Source organism: Nocardia arseniciresistens (assembly GCF_046764875.1).
GTDB lineage: Bacteria > Actinomycetota > Actinomycetes > Mycobacteriales > Mycobacteriaceae > Nocardia > Nocardia arseniciresistens.
Genome location: NZ_JBKORD010000003.1, coordinates 136,978 through 159,279 on the forward strand (window position 1 = coordinate 136,978; position 22,302 = coordinate 159,279).

Here is a 22,302-nt window from a genome sequence, read left to right on the forward strand (position 1 = left end):
GCGCTTGTTCGCGAAGTACGGGGTGGAAAATGTGCCTGTGCCGTACGCGGTATTGACCGATCTGTGTTTGGGAGACCGGTGGGTGGCGACCGAGTCCACCCCGATCGTGATCACGAACATGCTGCCCGGCCATCAGGCGACCGCCAGCGAGTACCACGGCAAGCGCGAACAGGTCATGGCCGGTTACCAAAAGATGTGGCGACAGCTGGATCAGATCCCGGAACCAGTACTGCGGGCCCTGCTTTTGGAGGAGATGCCGGAAAACCGGGACACCAAGGGGTTTTTCCGGTGGGTCATGAACAAGCAGCGACGGCTGTTCGAAACCCTGTTGGAAAACAGTGACGCGGAGGCCATTTTCGCCCAGGCGGAGATTGCGTTGGACATGTTCGATCGCCTCGAGGCCATGATCGAAGAGGCGGAACCGGAGGACTTCACGCTGCTGCACGGGGACAACATTCCGGACAACACAATGATCGACCCGTGGGGGATGGTGGATTGGGACCTGGCGCTGCTCGGCCCACGATCATGGGACAAGGCGATCCTCGATCACCGGGGCGTGGCCGGCTTCCTGTCCGGCGCCGATATGACGCCCAATGTGCGGATCGCCCGCGCCATATTGGATGTGCAGCGATTGGTGCACGACACGGTTCCCTCGGCCCTCGAGCGGCAGGTCGATCTCAGTCGGGACACCGCGTACATGGCCAGTTTTGCCGCCGTGCGGGAGATGGTGGGCAAGTCCACCCGGGGCTGCGCGGATTTGGTCAGAAGGGCGATGGGGGACGAGCATCAGCTGGTTGTCGACACGGCCTCCAATCCGACGGCGGCCACCCTTGTAGTGCGTGACGACGACCAGAACGTCGACGAGAACGCGATCCAATACCTCGAGGAGGCGACCCGAGGTTTCGTCGGCAAAGCGATGGCAGGTTGGCCGGGGGTCAAACGCGGCGCGGCGGGCGCGCTTGTGGGGCTGTTGGTCGGTCGAGCGCTGCGCAATTCCAACGGCAAGGTGGTGCTGATGATGGTCAGCACCAACGAGCCATGGTGGAACCGGGTGACTCGGATGGTGATCCTGCATACCGGTCGAGATGCCGTCGACCTGGAAATCCCCGACGAGGTGCGTGACTGGACGGGGGACTTCGAGGACACCCTATTGGACAGTAACTCCGAGGGCTGGGCTCGATCGCTCACGTTCGTGATGCACATGCGGTATTTCGGGACCGCGAGTGCGGATAAGACTTTGTCCCCGTTGGTGAGTACACCCGACGCACTCACCGGTGTCGATGCTGTGCGAGCCCCACGGCGGATGGCACGGGCGTATCGAACGCTGGGAGATCATGAGTCCTCGGCCATACCGATGAACGAGGACGAAGCACTGTCGTTGATAGACATTGCTTCGGTCACGCAAGCCGGCCGGATCGAGGGCACTCATCGCTGGGCTGTCATCGTCGGTGACGGTTTCTGCGTGGTCGGCGACCGTCCAGACCACGAAGTTCCTGCCGGATTCGGACGCGGCGGCCATGAGCGGGGCGGGGAGCCCGAGCTGCTTGCGCTCATGCACCGCCATGGGGTGCGGCGGGTGCCCCGCCCGCTGTTCGTTCTGGAACCGACAGTGCCGGAAGAGGGCCAGGGGCCGCTGGTCGTCGAAGAGCGCCTGCCGGGGCATCCGGCGTCCATGTTGGATCGGATGCGGGTGGTTGGTGAAGTTGCCGCTCCGGTGCGAGCATTGCTGGAGCAGCTGCGGCAAGTGCCGAGGCCGGAGTCTTTCGGCGGGCTGGTTGCCGAAAGCCCCGCGCAGCTCCTGAACCAACTCGTACAGGAGGACATGCGGTTTCTGCGGGAGCACCGGGAACGGCTCGCCGCTCACAAACTTCCCGACCAGCCCTTCGCGCCGATCCTGGCATTGGCGGGCGCCTTGCGCCCGAATCCGTCTCAGCTGATTCCTGGCGCGCTCACGTTCGACGACATTCTGTTCGTGAACGGCCGAGTGTCCGGTTTCACTGGGTGGCGCCAGGTGAAGTGGGCAGATCCCGACTTCGTCTGGGCGACATTGGGTCTCTCACTCGGCAGCGAATCCATCACTCCGAACGAGGCTGTCTATCGTGGCTATCTTCGCATCAGTAGGTTGATCCGGGCGCTCGCCGGGGTGGGATCGAGTGAGAGGGTCGTGGACCTCAATTCCGAAATGCGGTACGCCCGCCGGATTTGGGACGCACCCACCACGGAACTCATGGCACGACTCGAGGGGCGCTCAGGTGACCTGCCCCTCACGCTCCAGAATGACTTCACATCCGACATGTTCAATTACCTCGACCTCGAGGACGAGGACGATTTCGCTCACTACCCCATCTGGCAGAAGATTCCGCATGCGCAATTCGAAATAGGTGGCGGCACTTTAGCTTTCGACAACAAATCCGAGGCGTCCGAGTATATTCGGCAGCACTTCGACATTCATGAACCCCGTCCGCTGCCGCACGATGTCCTGATCGCGGTCACCCTCGACCTGACCGACGAAGATATCGAAGAACCCGAGCATATGCGCGAGGACACCGACAGCACACCAGCGAACTCGACGGCCGTGCTGTTTCACGATGAATACGAGCCGGGCCGAACCCACACCGCCTTCGTGCGGGTACCCGCGGGCACCTTGGTGCGGCGAGCAGATTCAGATTCCGCAGCACCGGGCCTCGTTCTCGTCGAAGAACTGCGGTACCGCGTGACCCGTGCCTTCCCCGAATCCGATACGCGAGTATTCGTCTATGGCTACAAGGCGGATACGGCGTCGGATCCGCCCGTTGCGCCCCCGTCGCCCGAGGCGCGAATGAGGTTGGGGCTGAACCATTTCCGGCCCGCGATTGAATATCGACACCTTGGCACGGACGCGGATCCCCGCCCCGAGATGTCCGAGACCGAAGCGCGAATCCTGCTGTCGCACGCGAGGCTCGGGCTCAGTCAATGGGATGGGACCGAGCACAGTAGTAGGAGGATCGGCGATCTGGTCCTCGAGGTCGAGGGCACACCGGTCGACGAACCCGGGGTCAGCCCGGAGTTCCCCGCGCATCTGCTGTTGCCTGCCATCTCGCCCTTTGTCGACGAACGGGTGCCACGACTGCTGCATGTCCTCGACCAGGTCGATGTTCTGTCCAGGCACGGGGCAAGTGCGGTGACCGTCACTGTCGGGCGCCTTTTGCCGGGCAGGCCGTTGCCCGCGCACGAGTTCGGGTTGATGTTCGACATGGTCGCCGCCGCCGCGGAAGATCTACTGCGCGAACTCGAACAGGTGCCGCGTGCGGTGCTGAGCGAGTTGACCGGTACTGTGCCGCTCGCACAGGACACGAAGGAATTCGCGTGCCGCCTGGCCGATGAGGCGATGTCGAATTACCAGCGCAATCGCAATGATCCGGCCGTGGTAGCGGCATTCGACGCGCTCGGCTTTCCCAGGAACCCCTACCAGCCGATGCTCGATGCCGCCGAAACCATGGCGGCATCGGAACTCCAATTGATCCACGGTCGTCTCACTCGCGAACATATTCTGGTCGAGAACGGAAGTGTCAGCGGCTATACCGGATTCGATTCCGCCCGGTACGGAGATCGCGACTTCGATCGGGCGAGCCTGAGCTACCGCCCCGGAACAACCTCCGCCGCAGTGCCGGGCGCGGGCGCAAACATCCAGGTATACGACGACTTCCTTCGGATAACGGACACCATCACCACCATCGTCGAATTGTCACGGGGACAGCTGGATCCCGAACGACAGGCCGAGGCTCTCCGCGACGTGTGCGCGAACTTGCCTCGCCTCCAGCAGCTGTGGGGACTCGTCTCCGCACCGGAGGCAAGTGTCCGCCACTTGGCCGAAACGCTGGGCATCGCATGGACTTCCGCGCCTGACCCGGACGACGTCGGGGTGTCGTCGTCCGGTGATAGCGCGGTCGCCTACGAGCAGCCGAATGCTGTGGGGAGGCCCGACCGCTCGACCGCGACTACCTTCGGGCCGAAACACGGGCTGCGTGACCAGGATGGTCGACCGGTCGAGGAGCTCGAGGCACCCGAACGAGCCGAGCGCTTGACCGGAGAAACCCGGTCGAGCGCAGGGAACAGTCAGCGGGGAGTGTCGCACCCCGAACGCAACGAGGACGCGATGATGGTCGCGGAGTTCACTCGGGCTGGAAAACCAGTGGTGGTCGCCGGGGTGTTCGACGGGGTGAGCGGTGCGCCGGACGGGCATCGTGTCGCGCAGACGGCAGCGACCGAACTGGGTGCCTACCTGGAAGTGAAGTGGCCGAGCGCACGGTTCGGCCGCAAACGCACCCGGGAAGCGCTGCTGCGGGACGCGTTGCACCACCTCCAGCTGAAGGCTCAGACCCTCGGGCGGCGGCCCGAATACGCCGATTCGATAGACAAGCCGCAGTGCACTGCCGCGGTCGTGATCGCGGAATCGGATCGGTTCACCGTCGGGTGGGTCGGGGACAGTCGGGTGGGTTGGGTGTCCGCCGACGGGCGACGCGCCATGTGGTTGACCGACGACCACTCGCCCCTGCGGGTTTACGCGATGGAGAACGGAATAACCGAGGCCGAGGCGCTCGAACGGCACCCATGGCTGGCCGACCAGCAGCACGTCATCGAATACGCTCTCGGTCGGCAAGAGCGGATCCCGGCGGGGCCGGGTGCGGACATTGTGCCGGGGGAGTACATCGCTACGGTTCTGGTGTCGGATGACATCGACGTGCCTATGATCGCCGAGGACGGAACCATCATGGTGCCGCGCGGTGGAGTGGTGGTGGCGGTCACCGACGGTGCGGTGAAGACGATGTCCGACGCTGTGTCGTCCGATTCCGCGTGGTCCGGCCCGAGAGAGCTCCGCGAGGCCGTCGGTAATCATCCCGGCGAGCTGGACGCGATCGCGGCCGAGGTAGTCCAGAGCGCGTGTGACGCAGGCGAAGTCGATGACGTCACCGTCGTTGTCCTGCGACCCCCCTCGGACAGTGCCGACGCTCCGCGGGCCGAGAGCGCCGCCACGCCACAGAAGCCGCGCTGGTGGTGGCTTCCTCGTGCTGGGAAGCGCGGGTCGAACAGCGCCCGGGTCGCCGACGACACCGGGATGTCGACCTATGAATCGCCGAACACTGTTGTGCGAGTACAAGGACAGACCTCAGTCAACGGTCTGATCGGTGACGAAACCGCTCGGCAGGAAACCGCTGTTTCAAAGCCGGTGCATTCGACGGCGGAGTCCGTCGAGTCGCAATCACATCCGCGCGAACCTGCGCCCATTGTCTCCGAACCGGTCTTCGGGGTGCCGCACGACCGTCCGGGTCATGCGAATGAGTGTGTGCCGATTGCGTTCGTGGGTCTGTCGGAGCTGCACCCCGATGCGGAGTTGGTTGAGTGGTCCGCGTTGGGTCTGGTGGGTTCCGAGGGTGTGTCCGGTGAGCAGATCGTTGGTGCGCTGGGGCATCGGCCGGAAGGTTTCGCTGGTCGGGCCGCGGTGGCGGATGAGTTGGTTGGACGTGGTGTAAATGCTGCCGCGGTGTTGTTCGAGGTGTATGACGGCCTCGATATGGGGCATGCGGTGTTGTTGGTGCATGTGGGTGGTGGTCGGGTTGTGGTTCGCCAGGGTGACGTGGATGCGGACTTCACGGAGTGGATCAAGGGTCGTCCTGAACCGACCGGGGTGTGGGCGGCGGTGATCGACGAGCACGGCCGGGTTGTCGAGGGTTTGGGCACGCGAGAGCCGTTGCCGCTGAGAAGGATTTTCGGTCGGGATCCTGATGATGGGCGGTCGGCATCGGCCGAGCCGAGCGCGGGTGAGCAGGGCGCTCCGGATACCCCGGAATCACCTCCGGGCACTGCTTGGGCCGCCGAGTTCGGGCCGGAGATTTTCTCGATGGTGCTGTCCGAGGTACGTAATCGTCGGATGGCAAATGCGATAACCCGGGATGTATTCAGGCTTGCCACACCCCGTCTCGAAGCGATCGCCGAAGGACCTGGCCTGGCCGAGGGGCTGCGCGAGGTTGCTCGTGAGGTGATGTCCGAGTGGTTGCGCGTTGGGATTCTCGCGGCATTGCGGGAAGCGGAGGTAGCCGAATCCGCGCCGGTCTATCAGGTGTTGGCGGCGGCGGACGCGGCGGTGGTCGAGCAGTGCCTGGCGGCGCTGCTCCCCGAGCGACGGCAATGGTTGGTGTTGCGGTTCCGACAGGGGCACTCACGGGCCGAGGTCGCGGTGCTGCGACACCTGGGGCGTGGGAGTACGAAAATAGTGTGGACGCTGGAGCTCAAGGCCATTCGCGGGTTGGCCGAGTTGGTTGCGACCGACTTTGGTGTGGACCTTCCAGCCCACGAACTCGAGTATGAGCCCGAGGCTGAGGATCAGGGCGAGGTCGACCGGCGGGGTAGTGCCTCGAAAGTTTTTGTCGCGCAACTTCCCATTGAGATCGGGCGGAATCGGGACTCGGGGGTGTTCAGGGTTGGTGTGGATGTGCTCGCGCCGGTGGGCTCTGGCGCATACGCCACGTTGCTATCGGCGGTAGAGAACCGGTTGCCTCCGAAGGTTCGGGATGCGATGGCCGGGGATCTCGCGGCGTTGCTGCGGGTGATCGGCGGATTCCGGTCCGCCGACCAACGGAAGGCTTGCGAGCTGTTGTTCCTGCACGGTCTGTCCGTGGAAGAGACGGCGATCGCGATGGGCGAGATCCCCCTGACTCGGGTAAGAAATCTGCGGAGCAGTGCCTCGAAAGTTCTTGTCGCGCAGCTTCCCGCCGAGGTCGGGCGGAATCCGGAGTGGTCGGTGTTCCGGGTCGGTGTGGATGTGCTCGCGGCGGTGGGTTCGCCGGAGTATGCCGAGTTGTTGTCGGCGGTGCGGGACAGGGTGCCGCCGAGTCTGCGGAATGCGATGGCGGACGATCTCGCGGCATTGCTGCGGGTGATCGCTCGCCTCGAGCAGCCTGAGCAGCGAAAGGTGTTCGAGCTGCTGTACTTCCAGGGTTTGTCCCTGGAGGAGACGGCGGCGGCGATGGACGATATCTCGCTGGAGCGGGTAAGGGAGCTACGAAAGAGCGCTGTGCGGAGTTCGGTCGCGCTCGTTCCCGCTGAGGTCGGGCGGAATCCGGAGTGGTCGGTGTTCCGGGTTGGTGTGGATGTGCTGGCGGCGGCGGGTTCGCCGGAGTATGCCGCGTTGTTGTCGGCGGTGCGGGACAGGGTGCCGCCGAGGGTGCGTGATGCGATGGCGGATGATCTCGCGGCGCTGCTGCGGGTGATCGCTGGTCTTCGGCGGCCCGAGCAGCGGAAGGTGTGTGAGCTGCTCTACTTCCAGGGTTTGTCCATGGAGAAGACGGCAGCCGCGATGGACGGTATCCCCCGAGCAGAGGTAGCAAAGCTGCTGGACAGCGCCTTGAACGCTGTGATGGCGCGCCTTCCTGCTGTGGTCGGCGACGTTTCGAGCGCGGCCGATGGTGACGAGGCGTCGGGCCGCTTCAAAGCCTTGGATCTGGTTATCTCGGCTTGGCACGATGACCGCGACGCGGTGCTCGATGCGATCGGCCGACTCGACGAGCTCGAGCAACAGTGCCTGCGCGTGCGAATTGTGAACGGTGGGTCTCGTGCCGACATGGTGGCGGCGATGGCACACACGGGACGTACCGAAATGGGGCTGACTCAACTCTATAAGGAAGCTGTCCGCCACTTGGCCGAGGAACTCATCGGATTCGAGGCGCTGACGGATGACCAGGCGTGGGCGACAGTCAGTGCGGCACAGCGTCATTACCCCGATGTCTTCGAAAGTTTCGTTCGACAGCTCGGCCCCGATGAACTCACCGCCGACGAGTACAGATTCATCACGATGCGATTGTTGATCGGCTGCGACTACCGCGAGATCGCGACGGCTATGCGTAAGTCCACCCGCGCTGTCGAGCTGCTGCGAGACCGCGCCATCGCCAAATTGGCGCAGCTGATCATGGCGTTGCTGCTTCCCGACGGAGAGAAATACACCGCCCTCGGTACGGTCCGGCCCGCCACCGCCGATGATGTGAGCGCGGTGGTTGGGGTGAGTCGGGAAACCGTCGACCTGGTACTGAGTGGTGCTGCGTCGCCGGTAGATCTGGAGGCGACACGACACGTGCTCGCCCTGGCCGAGGTACTCGGAGTGCCGACATCGCGCAGCGGCGGCCGGATGAGATCTCGAGCTATGGACGAGTGTGTCGCCGGCAGTGCTCAATTCCTCTGGGCACTCGGGAACGATCATGCGGCCAAACCTGCCAACAGCGAAAACGATTGGCTGGCATACCAAACGGCCATCGACGCCAAACTCCAGCCGGTACTACTTCCGCTCGGCGCCGACACCGGCGAGGACCCCCTCCAGCACATCGTCGATGCCGTCACAGACCCCCGCAACGCTATCGATACCGCTGTCGTCGTCATCGATAGCGGCGATCGAATGCACACCTACATCGTCACCAATGTCGCAGGCACCGCTGTCATCTACGACACCGATATCGACCACACCCGATCAGACTCCTCGGTGACCTCGGAAGAGTCCGACAACACCCCCCGAGTCCAGACCGCCGACAAATGGATGCAGTCCTACCCCCACATCCAGAAAGCCCACGTCGCTTACCTCACCACCAACGAGCTGGACCAACTCGAGGACGTGCACAAGAACACCGGCTTCACCACCGATTGGGCGCCCCCGCGCGACGGAGAAATCACCGGACCATCCACTCGGCCGCCATCCGTGGATCTGCCGAGCGAGGATGTCGTCCCCTACGCGGAAATTCACGCCAGGTTGTTCGCGCCGCTGGGTGCAGAGGGTGACCCACGTCCGACCATGCCGAGGCAGGTGACCAAGGCGCTGCTCGGCGAGGCGTTCCGCATCGACGATGCGCGGCCGGGGCGCGACAACTTCAACTACGCGCTGCCAGAGCGCGGTCTGTTCTTGCAAATGAGCAAGCCCTCCCGGGGTGTGTATCCACGGGTGTTCCGGCAGCAGGACGTGCTGAGGGTGATGGCGGAGTACGGGGTGCAGAACGTGCCCTTTGCGTACGACGTGGTGACAGATCTGTGTCTGGGGGACCGATCGGTGGCGACCGAGTCGATGCCGATCGTGGCCACCAGCATGCTGCTCGGCCACCAATCGACTCCCGAGGAGCGCGAACAGGTCATGGCCGGACACCGGAAGCTGTGGCAGCAGCTGGATCGGATTCCGGAATCTGTGCTGCGGGCAATGCTGTTGGAGCCGATGCCGGAAAACCGAAACACCCGGGAGTTCTTCCGGTGGGTCATCGAGGAACTGCGGCAACGGTTCCACTCACTCCTGAAAAACGCCGAGGTGGCAGATTTCTTCAACCGGTTGGGGATCCCGGCGGACCTGTTCGATGTCGTCGAGGCGTTGACGGAGGCGGCGGAACCGGAGGAATTCACCCTGCTGCACGGGGACCCTGGTCTGGAGAACACACTGCTCGCCCCCTTTGGCGTGACCGGCTTCCGGTCGCTGCTGGGCCCGCGAGCGTGGGACAAGGCGAAGCTGCATCACCAGGGTATGGCCGGCTGCCTGTCCAGCGCCGACATGACCCTGAACGTGGAGATTGCTCTCGGCATATTGAATGCGCAGCAGCTGGTGCACGACACTATGGCAGCCCTCGGGCGGGAGACCGATCTCAGTCGGGACACTGCGTACATGGCCAGTTTCACCGCCGTGCGGAAGATGTTGGGCAAGTCCACCCGGGGCGGCGCCGATCTGGTCAGAAGGGCGACGGGACACCGACATCCGCAGGTCTTGGACATAGCGGCCGAACCCACCGTGGCCACCCTGCCTCTGCGTGACGACGGCCAGGTCTACGACGAGAACACGATCCGATACGTCGCGGAGGTGGTGACCAAAGAATTCGTCGGCAAGGCCAAGGCCATGAAGGTTTGGCCGGAGGACAAACGCACTGCCGCAGCGTCGGCTGTCGCGGTGGCGGCTGAGGCTGCGTTGCGGAAATCCGACGGCAAGGTGGTGCTTATGCTGGTCAGCACCAACGAACCGTGGTGGAATCGGGTCACCCGGGTGACTGTCCTGCACAAGGGCCCAGAGGCCCTGGGCATGGAACTTCCCGACAGTGCGCGCGACTGGATGGGGGAGCTCGAGGACACCCGACTGGACGACAACCCCGAGGGGTGGACCCGGTCGCTCACGTGGGTGATGCGGCATTTCGGGAATGCGAGTGCGGACGAGGCCATGCCCGACACCGGCCCCCGGTTGGTGTCGGCCCCGCAGTGGAGGGCGCAGGATTATTCGACGCTGGGAGAGGTCGGGTCCCCGCGCCCGACGATGGACCTCGACGAGGCGCGGGCGGTGCTCGACATGGCCGTGGTCGGGGCGACCAGCCGGATCGAGGGCGCACGTCGTTGGTGTATCGCCGTCGGGGACGGGTTCTGTGTGGTCGGCAATCGTCCCGACCACGAAGTTTCTCCCGGTGTTGTGGCCAGGGGCCATTGGGAAGACTGGGAACCCGAGATGCTGGCGATCATGCACCGCCACGGCGTACGGAAGATCCCCCGCCCGCTGTTTCTCCTGGACGCGACGCAGGACGAGGGCCCCGGGCAGCTGATCATCGGAGAGTGCCTGCCGGGGCATCGGCCGTCGGCAGTCGATCGGATGTTGGTCGTGGCTGAAATCGTCCCTGCGGTGGAGACATTGCTGGAGGAGATGCGACAGGTGCCCAGGTCGGAGCTTCCCGGCAGCCACCTGATGGCAGACGACCCCGTGCAGCTGCTGCAGTCTCTCGTCGACGAGGACATGCGGTTGTTGGAGCTGCACGGGGAACGTGTGGCGGAGATTTTCCCCCACATTCCCGACCAGCCGTTCGCGCCGATCCTGGCGTTGGCGGGCACCTTGCTGCCGAATCGGTCTCAGCTGATTCCCGGCGCGCTCACCTTCGGCAACATACTGTTCGAGAACGGCCGAGTGTCCGGTTTCACGGGGTTGCGTTCGACGATGTGGGCGGACCCCGACTTTGCCTGGGCGACATTGAATCTCTCGCTGGGCAACGTACCCAGCAGTGGGAACGAGTTGGTCTTCCATGGCTATCTCCGCATCAGCCGGTTGATCCGGGCACTGGTCGCGTCGGACTCGGACCAGGCATCCGCGGACCGGCTCACAACCGACCTGCGGTATGCCAGCAGGCTCTGGGCCGCGCCGCTGGCGGAGCTCCCGCTGCGAATGGGGACCAGGTCGGGTGAGCTGCCATTCGCGGACGAGGACGAAGCCGAGGACACGCCCGTGGAAATCGGGTCGCTGGACTCTTCCGCGCCGGCCGGGAATGACCCGGATGACGCCGGGGTGACGCCCTCCGGCGATAGCGCCACCGGTGACGAGCCGAACGCGGAAAAACCAGCAGCAGCGGCGGTCAGCGAATCAGAACCGCCTGCGCCCTTGCCCAAACAGCCCGCGCCCCAACACCTCCCGTCCATCCAGCGGCCTCCCGACGCCCTGATTACGATGTTCCGGCAGCGGGGGTTCGGCGCCCGGCACGAATTCGGAAAGACCGTTGCCGACGGCTATTATCACAAGTCTCTGGCACTGACCGATTCAGCGGCGGGCAACTACAACTACAACGTTCGTGTCGACGGGCCGGCCGGTGTGGCCATCGTGCGGAGGCCGATCGCCGGCGCCGACACCATGGATCTGCGGGAGTGGCACGAGGCTTTGGTGCTGCGAGCGATCGAGCCCTTCGTTGCCTCGGCTCCGCGCCTGCTCTGGGCCTCGGCAGATCCTGCATATCAGCTCCACGAGTGCATCGATGGCGAGCTGCTGGACGATATCGCACCGCGCGGCACCGAGGTTCCCGCTCATGTGCCCGGCGACGTGGCGAAGCTGTTCGCCGAACTGCGATCGGTAGCGTATGGGTCGCTGTCGCCGATTTTCGGTGAGCAAGTGGATGATCCGGTTGCCTTCGCGCGTCGGGTGTCTGATGTCACCAAGCAGGTATATCGAGAAAGCCGCGGCCCCTTCAGGAAGCTGTACGAAGGCCTGAAGCTACGGGAAAATCCGTTCGTAGAAGTTGACGATGCGTGGAAGTCCCTCGGACGGAGGCCATTTCGACTGCTGCACGCCGACTTGCACCGCAAGAACCTGATGATCCGTGACGGGGCGACGGTGTTTCTCGACTGGGAAGGCGCGTTGTACGGAGATCCGCTCTTCGACGTGGCCGTGCACGTGTACAAGATGGGCTATTCCCCCGACGAACTCGAGACGTTCCTCGCGGAATGGGTGGCCGCGGAGCCCGAAGCAGCGATTGGTGACTGGCGACGCGATCTGGACACCTACCTGAACTACATGTGGGTCCAGTCGGTCATCGTCGAGTCCGTTCGCTACGCCAAGCTCATTGCGGAAGGACAGCTGACCGCGCAGGAGGAACAGGTTCTTGTCGACAAGTTGGTCGGCAAACTCACAGAGGCTCGTCGCGTGTGGGGGCAGCCTGAGCCGGTTGTTCGGGATGAGGTGGAGGCCGCGCTGCGGGGGTGGGCGCAGGCCGACGATCAGCCACAGCCCGAACCGGAGCCGGATTCGGAACCGGAAAATGCTTCCACCGCACGAGGTTCCGTGGATCTCCTGTCGCCCGCGTCGGCATCGCGCAGCGGCGGCCGGACGAGATCCCGAGCTATGGACGAGTGTGTCGCCGGCAGTGCTCAATTCCTCTGGGCACTCGGAAACGATCATGCGGCCAAACCTGCCAACGGCGAAAACGATTGGCTGGCATACCAAACGGCCATCGACGCCAAACTCCAGCCGGTACCACTTCCGCTCGGCGCCGACACCGGCGAGGACCCCCTCCAGCACATCGTCGATGCCGTCACAGACCCCCGCAACGCTATCGATACCGCTGTCGTCGTCATCGATAGCGGCGATCGAATGCACACCTACATCGTCACCAATGTCGCAGGCACCGCTGTCATCTACGACACCGATATCGACCACACCCGATCAGACTCCTCGCTGACCTCGGAAGAGTCCGACAACACCCCCCGAGTCCAGACCGCCGACAAATGGACGCAGTCCTACCCCCACATCCAGAAAGCCCACGTCGCCTACCTCACCACCAACGAGCTGGACCAACTCGAGGACGTGCACAAGAACACCGGCTTCACCACCGATTGGGCGCCCCCGCGCGACGGAGAAATCACCGGACCATCCACACCCCAGGATGGCGCCGGTGACGACTCGGCCGCACCCGCCGACGAACAGACCATCACCGATGAACAGGCTGGCGTACTGCTTGCGCAAACTCGGTCGCAGGCGCCGGATCAGCTGGACGGTCGGGAGGGACTGTGGCTGCTACCGGATCCGCGTCCGGGACACGCCGGTGCGAAGGTGCTCGTCCGGGCCGCCCGAAGTACGACCGAGCTCAGTACGCCCGAGATCGTCAGTGCCGCACTGAAGGTCGTCCCGGGAACGGACGTCGAGGGTGTGATCCACGACCGTGCAGCCCGCGTGCCGCGGATTCTGTACGCGGGCCGAGGTCTTCTCGTTCAGGAACACATTCAGGGAACATCGCTCACGGTCGCCGGCCTCGTGGGCGATGACATGTCGTTCCTCGCCGGTATCGCCGACGAATTGTTCGACCAGCTCGTTCCTGTCGACGCGTCGCCCCAAGCGTCGTCGACGATGACACGGACCGAGTGGGAGAAACATGTTCGCCGTGCGCTGCGCGTCGGGGAGGCGCACATCGCAAGTCTCGGACCGGGATTCGGTTTTCTCGACCTACCGCCGCTGCACCGTGGATTCCGGGCATCGGTGGCCGATGACGATCAGGGCATACGTCTGCACGCCCCGGTGACCCTCGGCAATCTGATTCGGACGCCGGATGGCGAGCTGGCGTCGTCCGGGTGGGAATCCGCCGCATCCGGGCCTGCGGCATGGGTGTATGCCGCATTCGTTGTCCGCAACCCCTGGCCGCCCGAGGTACGAGACCAGGTGATCGTCTGGTGCGCCGAGCGCGTCGGGCGGTTGCACGGCGGCCAGGCGCGCCATGACTTCGCCCGCTATGTCGAGCTCGAGGCGCGAATTGCGGCTATCGACCAGACTTTCCAATCCCCGAGGGTTCTCGCCGGCGGCACCGCCAGGCCCGCCGATCTACTGCTGGCATTCCGGCGGAATCTCGAAAATGTCCGCCGTGCCAGTTTCGTGCGCGTGATCCCCGAGCCGCATTTTCAAATGCTGCTCGATAGGTTCTCGGATCTCAGCGCGAGCGGGTGGCCGTCGGAGCAGGACCGTCCCGAGGTTGCACCCCGGCTCGACGAGCCGCTGGCGCCGGGTCTCACGCATTCGGTTCGTAAGCTGCTGGCGGATCCGCAGGCAGGCCAGCGGCTGCTGGGCGGATTGAACGGATCCACGTTCTGGAATCACCGGCCGCACCGGTTGGAAGTGGCCGAGGCCAGCTACGAATCCGTCGATTCCGATGGCGATGTGGTCGCACGCCTGCGCATGCGCACCGTGGTGATGATCGGTCGCGCGGAGTTCGGCGATGTGGACATACGTTTCGACCTCGACACCGCCGGGATCGTCACCGCCTACGTCGACCCCGGCCCGACCGGCGCGTTCGTTCCGCAGTACCTCGACAACCGCTGCGGTACCGGGCGGGGCTCGTTCCTCGACTTGGTACGCCACTTCGTGCGAGGGGCGGACGCGGATGTGTTGCGGATGAAGATCGCCGACGATACGGCGGGCAACGTTCTGAACGATCGCGACGAGCTGCGGCAGGCGGGACTGACGCCGGTAACAGACACATCGCTGTGGCTGAGCGAATCCCGCACGGCTCTGCGACCCGCGCCGGTTCCTGTCGCGGCCCGCCTCGGTCGGGATCTCGCTCCGGCTCAGGTTGCCGCCGTGCTGGATCGGGTGCGCGTTATCCCACCGGACGTGTATGAAAACCAGTGCGGCGTATGGCATCTGCCGCTCGTACCCGGGACAGGCTCGGCTGCCGGTCCGATGGTGACGGTCCGGGTGTATCTCCCTGATGCGGAGCAGCTGAGCTTCGACCTGAACCAACTGGCGGTGTCGGCCGGTACGGCCTCGAACATGTTTCACCAGGCGGGGGTGCAGGGTCCGCGGCTGCTCTTCCAATCCGAGTCGCAGCCGGGAGTCACGGGCGATCCGAAGCGGGTGACGATTCACGAGTTCGTCCCGGGAGATCCGGTCCTGCCGCGGGAGGGCTGGGAACGCACGACCGAAGATGTCTTCCCCGAGTTGTACCGGCTACACAACCTGCCGGCAGGCACCAACGAGATGGGCACGCAGAGCGCCTGGGACAAAACACAACAGCGCCGGGTCCGCGAACTGGAGCGCAACGACGTCGACCGCAGGCTGAACGCGCTGATCGGAGGTGCGCCGCTGTTCACCACGTGGAAGCCGTTGCCCGATGGGGCGGCGGGGAGTCCGATGGGATTCACGCACGGCAACCCGATCCGTCGCAAGATGCGGCGCGGCCCGTATGGTCGCGTCGGATTCACCGACGCCAAATCCGCCCAATTTGCCCCGATCGCCTGGGATTGGGCCCGGTATTACCTCGGAAACGAGTGGTTCGACGACGACGAGCGAGGTGAGGTCCAACGGTGGATCAAGAAAATGCTGGCCGAGCGTTACGGGACCGGCGCGGTAACCGACTTCGACCGGTACGTGCTGTTGGAGGCGCGGAAGTCGGTCATCGGCGACGCCTATCGGTTCCCGCAGCAGATCGCCGCGAAGATAGTCGAGATCGAGGATGTCTTCCCGGACTTCTACCGCAATATCGTCCGCGTGTGCGAGGCCTCCGGTGTCGACCGCGAATCGGTTCCGTCGCAGGCCGCTGTGTGGCAAATGCTGACCGAATGGACTCAGCTCGAGCTGGACTCGTACACGCCGGGCGCACCTCCCGCCAAGACACCCTTCGCCTGGACACCCGCCTTCGAGGTTCCTGCCGCGCCTGCTGCGGTGGCATCGCGGCGTGGGTGGGCGCGCTCACTGTTCACGGCCTTCCGGTCTTACGGCACTCGGGTGCCGTCGGAGGCGGTGGAGCCCACGTTGGAGGTCATACAGCGCTGGGACGGGCCGCCACGACTGGAGCCTGCCAAGGTTTGGCTCGAATATCCGAGCGAGCCGAGTGACGGTGTCGCTGCCCGGATGCATGTCGACGCTATCGTCATGGATGGCACGCGCGAGTACGACGACGTGGAGATCATTCTCGAGCTGCATGACTCCGGGCGTATCACTGCGTTCTGCAATGTTGCCGAGGGCCACACACCGATCGATCACCTAGCGCTCGACTTCGCCCGCGCCGCGGGTGCCGATGAGCTCCGGCTGCAGGTCACCGACGGACGGGGCGCAGCCAGAGCCGGATTCGGTTGGGACCAGCGGTATCTCGAGGAAGTCTGGGCGGCCGTCGGTGATGCGTTCATCGCGCTCGAGGTCAACGATTCGCCGGCACTCGCGGAGTTGAGTCGCCGACTGCATGAGGGTGACCTTCCGACTCCACGGGAATTGCTCGACGGCGGTGTAGATCTCGATGACATCGCTGCCCGCCTCCCTACCGATCCCGACTCATGGTGGGGAAGCATCGACGTGTCCGAAGCGTCCGAGGCGGGCGGCGCCGTATGGAGCACGCTCGGACTGCCGCGGGGCGAGCGCCCCATTGCTCAACCCCCCGCGCGGGTGGCGCTGCCGGTCGCCATCGGGGAGGAAGGCAGAGGGAACCCGGATCTGGACCTGGATCTGGATCTGACGTTCGTCGCCAGGCTGGTGCTGCGTGCTGTGCTTCGATCTCCCGACCGGGAGGGAAACAGCAAGCAGGCGTGGTTCGACCATGACGAGCAAGGCAATCGGGTGGTTGTCACCAGGATGCTGTCGACGACCCGTGCGGCGAAGGATCTGACACGCAATCCCAGTCGGATCGATGGCGTCAGTCGCTGGTTCCCTCGACTTCGGTTCGATTCGGCCGATGCGCAGCGGGATGCCGTCGCAGCGGGGATCAGTGCCCCGGAGGAGTTGTACCAGTGGGGCCCTTACCAAGTGACACGGTATGTCGAAGGGCGTACCCCGGCGCCGACCGACGCGAACTTCGAGACGGTGGTGGACGGGATACTCGCCCTGAAGCGACAATTGCTGGATCTTCCGGTGCCCGAGCAGCTGCAAAAGCGGTCGGTGACCGAAAACTTCCATCTGTACCTGGACTTTCAGCGGCGCAACTACAACATGCGCGCGGAATGGCTGGATTCGCTTTTCCAGCTCGCGCCACACGAGGCATGGTCGCCGGACACCGACGACGAGGGGTGGCCGCCCAGCTTCAACCACGGTGACATGACTTTCGATAACGTCCGGGTCGCCGACGATGGGTCGGTGGTCGGTTTGCTCGACTGGGAAAACACGGCGATCACCCACGAACTGTGGGACTACGTGACAATACTGTGGACGAACTGGGCGCCGGACCAGGCCGAGGTCATCGAAAACAAGATCAGGAACGAGGTCCGCGATCTGCGCGGAGCGCGTGGCGTAGCGGAGCTGGACCGGCTGCTGACGATGGCATGCCTCGACTCGCTCTACGCCGACTCTCAGAAGTTCGTCAGGCAGATCTCGGAAGATCCCGACAAGACCGACGCTTTGGTCGGGCGGTTCTATTCGGACTATCGACGGTTGTGCCGTCTGCGCGGCTGGGATCCGCAGTCGCTGCGGGTGGTTCGCGGCCTGATGAGGGAAAATGCCGATACGATGCGCGTGGCTCGGGGTGAGGCACCGCTACCGGAGGAACCTCGCGTGGTACCGGGGCCGCCGGATTCAGCCGCGACAAGTCCGGAGTCGGTGCTTTCCACCGGCGTACTGCCCGTTGCAGAGCAATCCGGTGAACACGAACTGCGCGCTGTCGTGACCGGTCTGCTGAATCAGGCGTACGGACCGGACGGCTGTGCCCTGATATCGACCGCCGCCAGATACACCGGTGACGCGGAGAACAGGCGCCTGACCGTGTCGGCGACGATTGTCCAAGAGGGCGGATTCGGCGCTCGAGAACAGGGTGACATGCGGTTTCATGTCCACCGCGACCAGGATGGACGTGTCACAGTGACATTCGACCATCTGTTCGTCCATGAGCTGTTCGAAGACAGCGGATTCACCGAACATTTCGTGCCGCGGCTGCGTCGCGCGGTTGGCGCCGATGGGCGAATCATCATGCCGATCCACGGCAGGACCGCCTTCCGAGTCGCCGCGCACCACGGCCTGCGGCTGGATTCGGACCCGGACCATCTCGCTGAATCGCGGGAAAGCACTGTGCGACTGATGAACGCGCACGGCCTGCAGGTAGTCGCCGACCCGATGCTCGACAGATTCGACCGGCCGGTCGGCGTGCGGCCCACCTTCGCCGAGATGGTGGCATATTTCAGGCAGTGGCAGGACGACTGGCCGGATGACCGCCGGTGGTGGGGTGTGCTGAACGGTGCTCCCGCGGAGGCTGATGAGATGCCGGCTCCGGCGACGGGTTCCCAGCGCAAACCCCGGTCGGCGCAACAAGATACCGATACCAACGATCCCGCACTGACCGAACCGCAGATCGAATTTTTCACCACGCTGGTCCGCAACCGGGCCTGGTTCATCGGAAACCATCACGGGGTGTGGGTTATCACGATGCCCAATGGTCGCAAGGTCGTCATCCGGGTGCCGACCGATACGCCGAACCCCAATTTCGATCCCCGGATCGGCTTGGTCTTCGGGGAACAGAAGGCGGTGGCGTTGTTCCGGAAGGCCGGTGTCCGGGTGCCGAAGCTGCACCACGTCGGAACACGGGCCGCCTACCCGGAAAAATTCCTGATCCATGAGCATCTGGACGGCACCCATCCCACACCGGACCTACCATGGCCGCCCCTGGCCGAGGCCGACGGCAGCGATCCCACACCGGCGGACGCGTGGGAGCCCCTGGCCGAGGCACTGTTCACCGAACTCGATCGGCCCCACGCACTGCACGCGGACGAATGGGACGACATCGACACCGAGCACGGCGAAATGCTGCCTCGCACCCGCTTCGAATGGGAGCGACGGCTGGTACGCGAGGCGGCACGGATCCGGCTCGAATACGACTCGAAGTACTCGAAATACACGGGCTCGACGGACCGGCTCCACGGCGAGCTGGGCATGCCGAGCCTGCACGAGATCTTCACCGTCCGGTCCGCGTCCCCCGACGACGTGCGGCTCGGTGTCGTGCACGGCGATCCGACCTTCGGCAATATCCAGTGCGTCGGCCCTGATAAGGATCAGATCGCTCTGCTCGATCTGGAGTTGTCCCAAGCCGGTTCGCCGGTGTGGGATTACGTCGCGTTCGCCGCACGCAACCCGTGGCCGACCCCCACGGTCCGGACCGACGTGGAGAACTGGTGCCGTCGGCGGTTGCTGACGCACTACGGCGAACAGGCACGCCGGGACTTCGATCGGTATCTGCTGCTGGAGGCGTGGAAGTCCGCCGCCGGTGACAGTTTCCGGCTGCCGCTGCTGGTCGCCAGCAACCGGATGTCGATAGAGGATGCGGCACAAGCATTGCACCGCAATCTCACTCGTGTATTCGCTGCGACGGAACGAACAGGTCCGACGCTGGCGATGGTGCGCGACCATATCGAGCGCTGGATACGGCGGCTCGTGCAGCAGCGCGATCAGGGGCAGCCGCCCACCGGACCGATCACCGATCCGGCATCGGCCCCCGATACGTCGGGACTCCCAGAGCACTCGATTCGTGAGCTGTTGCAGGCCGACACCGAGCGGACCGACCTACGGGACGCGGTAGCTGGTATGCGCCGCAGCGACGGGCCCGCCCGGTTGGAACCGGTGGCAGCGCAGTACGAGTTGCTCGACGAGGCGGACCGAGAGACCAAGTGCCGCATCCGGATGAGCACCGTGCTGATGGACGGTCCTCGCGAATATGGTGAGGTGTCGGTAGTTTTCGAGCTCGACCGGGCGGCAGACCGGGTTACCGCTCGTGTGGAGTCCTCTGACGACATCGATCGCCTGGCCGGTGAATATGGTGGCCCGCATCTGCTCGGACCCGCCGAGAATCTGGCCCGTCGGATGGGCGCCGACGCGCTCACGATCGAGGTCTCCGGCAAGGAGGGCCTTCGGGCGGCGCACTGCGGATTCGGCTGGGACCCGGACAGATTGACCGAATCGACCGCCTCCATGCTGGCCGCGGCGCGTGCGCAGGCACCCGGGGACCTGTCACTCGCGCAGGAGCCGCGGCCGCTGCTGGAAACTCCGCAACAGGTGAGCCGCCGAAGCGGACCGGGCGTTATTCTCGCCAGCCGATGGTGGGCGAGCAAAGAAGTCAGCGATCCGACGACACCGACGACCCCGATCGAGTACCGCACCGCCGCCCGCCGACCCCGCGGCGAGGAATTCCTCCCCACCATCACCGAGGTGGTCGGTGACGGCGGTATGGAGCCCGAGAAGGTTGTCGAACTGGCGGTGACGGTGGCGATGGAGCCACCTCATGCCAGAGGCCACTACACGCACGTTTGGTGTGTTACCGACCGCGACGGAAAGATGTGGAAGGTGCGACTCATAGCGGCCGCGCCGGGCGACAAGGACCTGGCGGCCAACCCTACTCATCCGAAGATCCTCGACGGTGACCGGGCCTTCCACCCCATCAACCTCTCCGAGGATCGGGCGGAGGACATGGCCCGCCGCAAGGGTGTCGACGTACCGGACACCGTGGCCCAATGGGGTGCGGGAGCGGTACACAGTGGCGCGAATTCCATCCGTTCCATGGGAGAAGGCCGCATTCCCACCATCGGTGACCAGGACCGGTTCAACACCCTGCGTGCCCAATTGCGCCAGTTGCGGAAGTTGCAGACTGTCGAGCTCCCCGACGACCTCGGTCCGCGCACCGTGGTCGGACATGAGCGGCTGTATCGAAGCATGCAGCGGATCAAGCACGATGAGCGTCGCAAGGATGTCTTGGACGCGATGGGGACACCGATACCGAGCGAGATATCCCTGCCGGGCGACACCCCGTCGGGAGATGGCAAGTGGAAGACCGCCGGACTGAGCCACGGCAACGTAACCTTCCGCAACACGTGGCTACGGCCCGACGGCGAAGTGGCGCTGGACAACTGGAACCTCGCTGGCGTCCGCCACAAGCTGTGGGACTACGTCACCATCTTCTGGAACCCCTGGAACCCAGACGATCTCGGCGAGGTGACGGATATCGTCGAGGCCGACATTCGCGAGCAACACGGTGAATCCGGAGTGGTCGAGTTCCGTCGACTGCGAGCCATTGCCTGCCTCGACTCGCTGTACAGCGATTCCAACAGCTTCGTGGAAAAGATTCGCCTCGATCCCAATCAGGCCGAAATTCTGACCAAACGCTTCTACTCCGACTACCTCACGTTGTTCCGATACGCCGAGACGACCGGAAGATGGCCCTCGCGCGGTGCGAGACCGCTGACCTACACGCAGGTCTACGATCTCATGCGGCATGCGGCCAACCCGGGTCATCCCCGGCCGGTGTTTCCCGGTACCGACCTCGACGCGGCTGGGGCCATCAGGCTCGCCGGGCAGGCCAGTGCCGCGTGGCGGCCAGACCTGTCCGCGGTTCCCTCGATACCGAAACTGCTCACCGAACACCTCCGCGAGGACGAGCTCCTGCCGAAGCTGTCCGGACTACAGCAGCAGTACGGACCCGACCTCGAGCTCGTGCTGAGCCGGGTCGAATATCTGCGACCCGACCCCGGGCAATTCGACGACCGCGTCGATCGAAGCGTCGATGAACCGATCGGCGTTTCCGGAGTGCGGATCCGCGGCGTATTCGTCACCCGGCGCGAAGGCCTCGCGGAGGTAGGTGATCTGGATCTGAGCGTCGAATGGGACGAGCACGGCGGGATGACCGCCCGAATCGACAACCTCTGGATCGAGCCATGGCACGACCGCACCGGACGCAGCAACAACGTCCTTCCCGTATTGCTCGACTACCTCCGCACGAACGGGGTGGATCGGGTCGTCGTGGCGGTTCAAGGCCGGCGCGGGGCAAAGACCGCGATGCGTCACCGACTCGCCTGGGACCACGAGGCAGCGGCAGACCCAGCCCGCTTCGCCGAGTGCATGCGAGCGTTGAGCATGTACATTTGCGCCCGCCTCATAATGCGCCCGGATCTGGAGATCACCGCGTGGCTGCGACAGCTACTCGACGAGCTCGAATCCCCGACGAGTGGACGTTATCCGACTCTGGCCGAGATCGCCGGCCACCTGCCGAAGGGGGTGGACGCCGCCGATTTCTTCGCCGATTTCTTCGCCGACTTCCACTGGAAGGGTGTCGCCGTTCTGTGATCGAG

General features: G+C 64.6%; 1 protein-coding gene (only partly in view). It reads left to right on the forward strand.

The window, feature by feature from the left end; translation table 11 throughout:
- Positions 1 to 22,297: the final stretch of a LacI family DNA-binding transcriptional regulator gene (locus tag ACLMAJ_RS06260; RefSeq protein ID WP_412012550.1), read on the forward strand. It extends 117,908 nt beyond the left edge of the window; the window shows 22,297 of its 140,205 coding nt (coding positions 117,909-140,205); its start codon lies off the left edge, out of view; it ends in the stop codon at positions 22,295 to 22,297.
- Positions 22,298 to 22,302 lie beyond the last annotated feature (5 nt).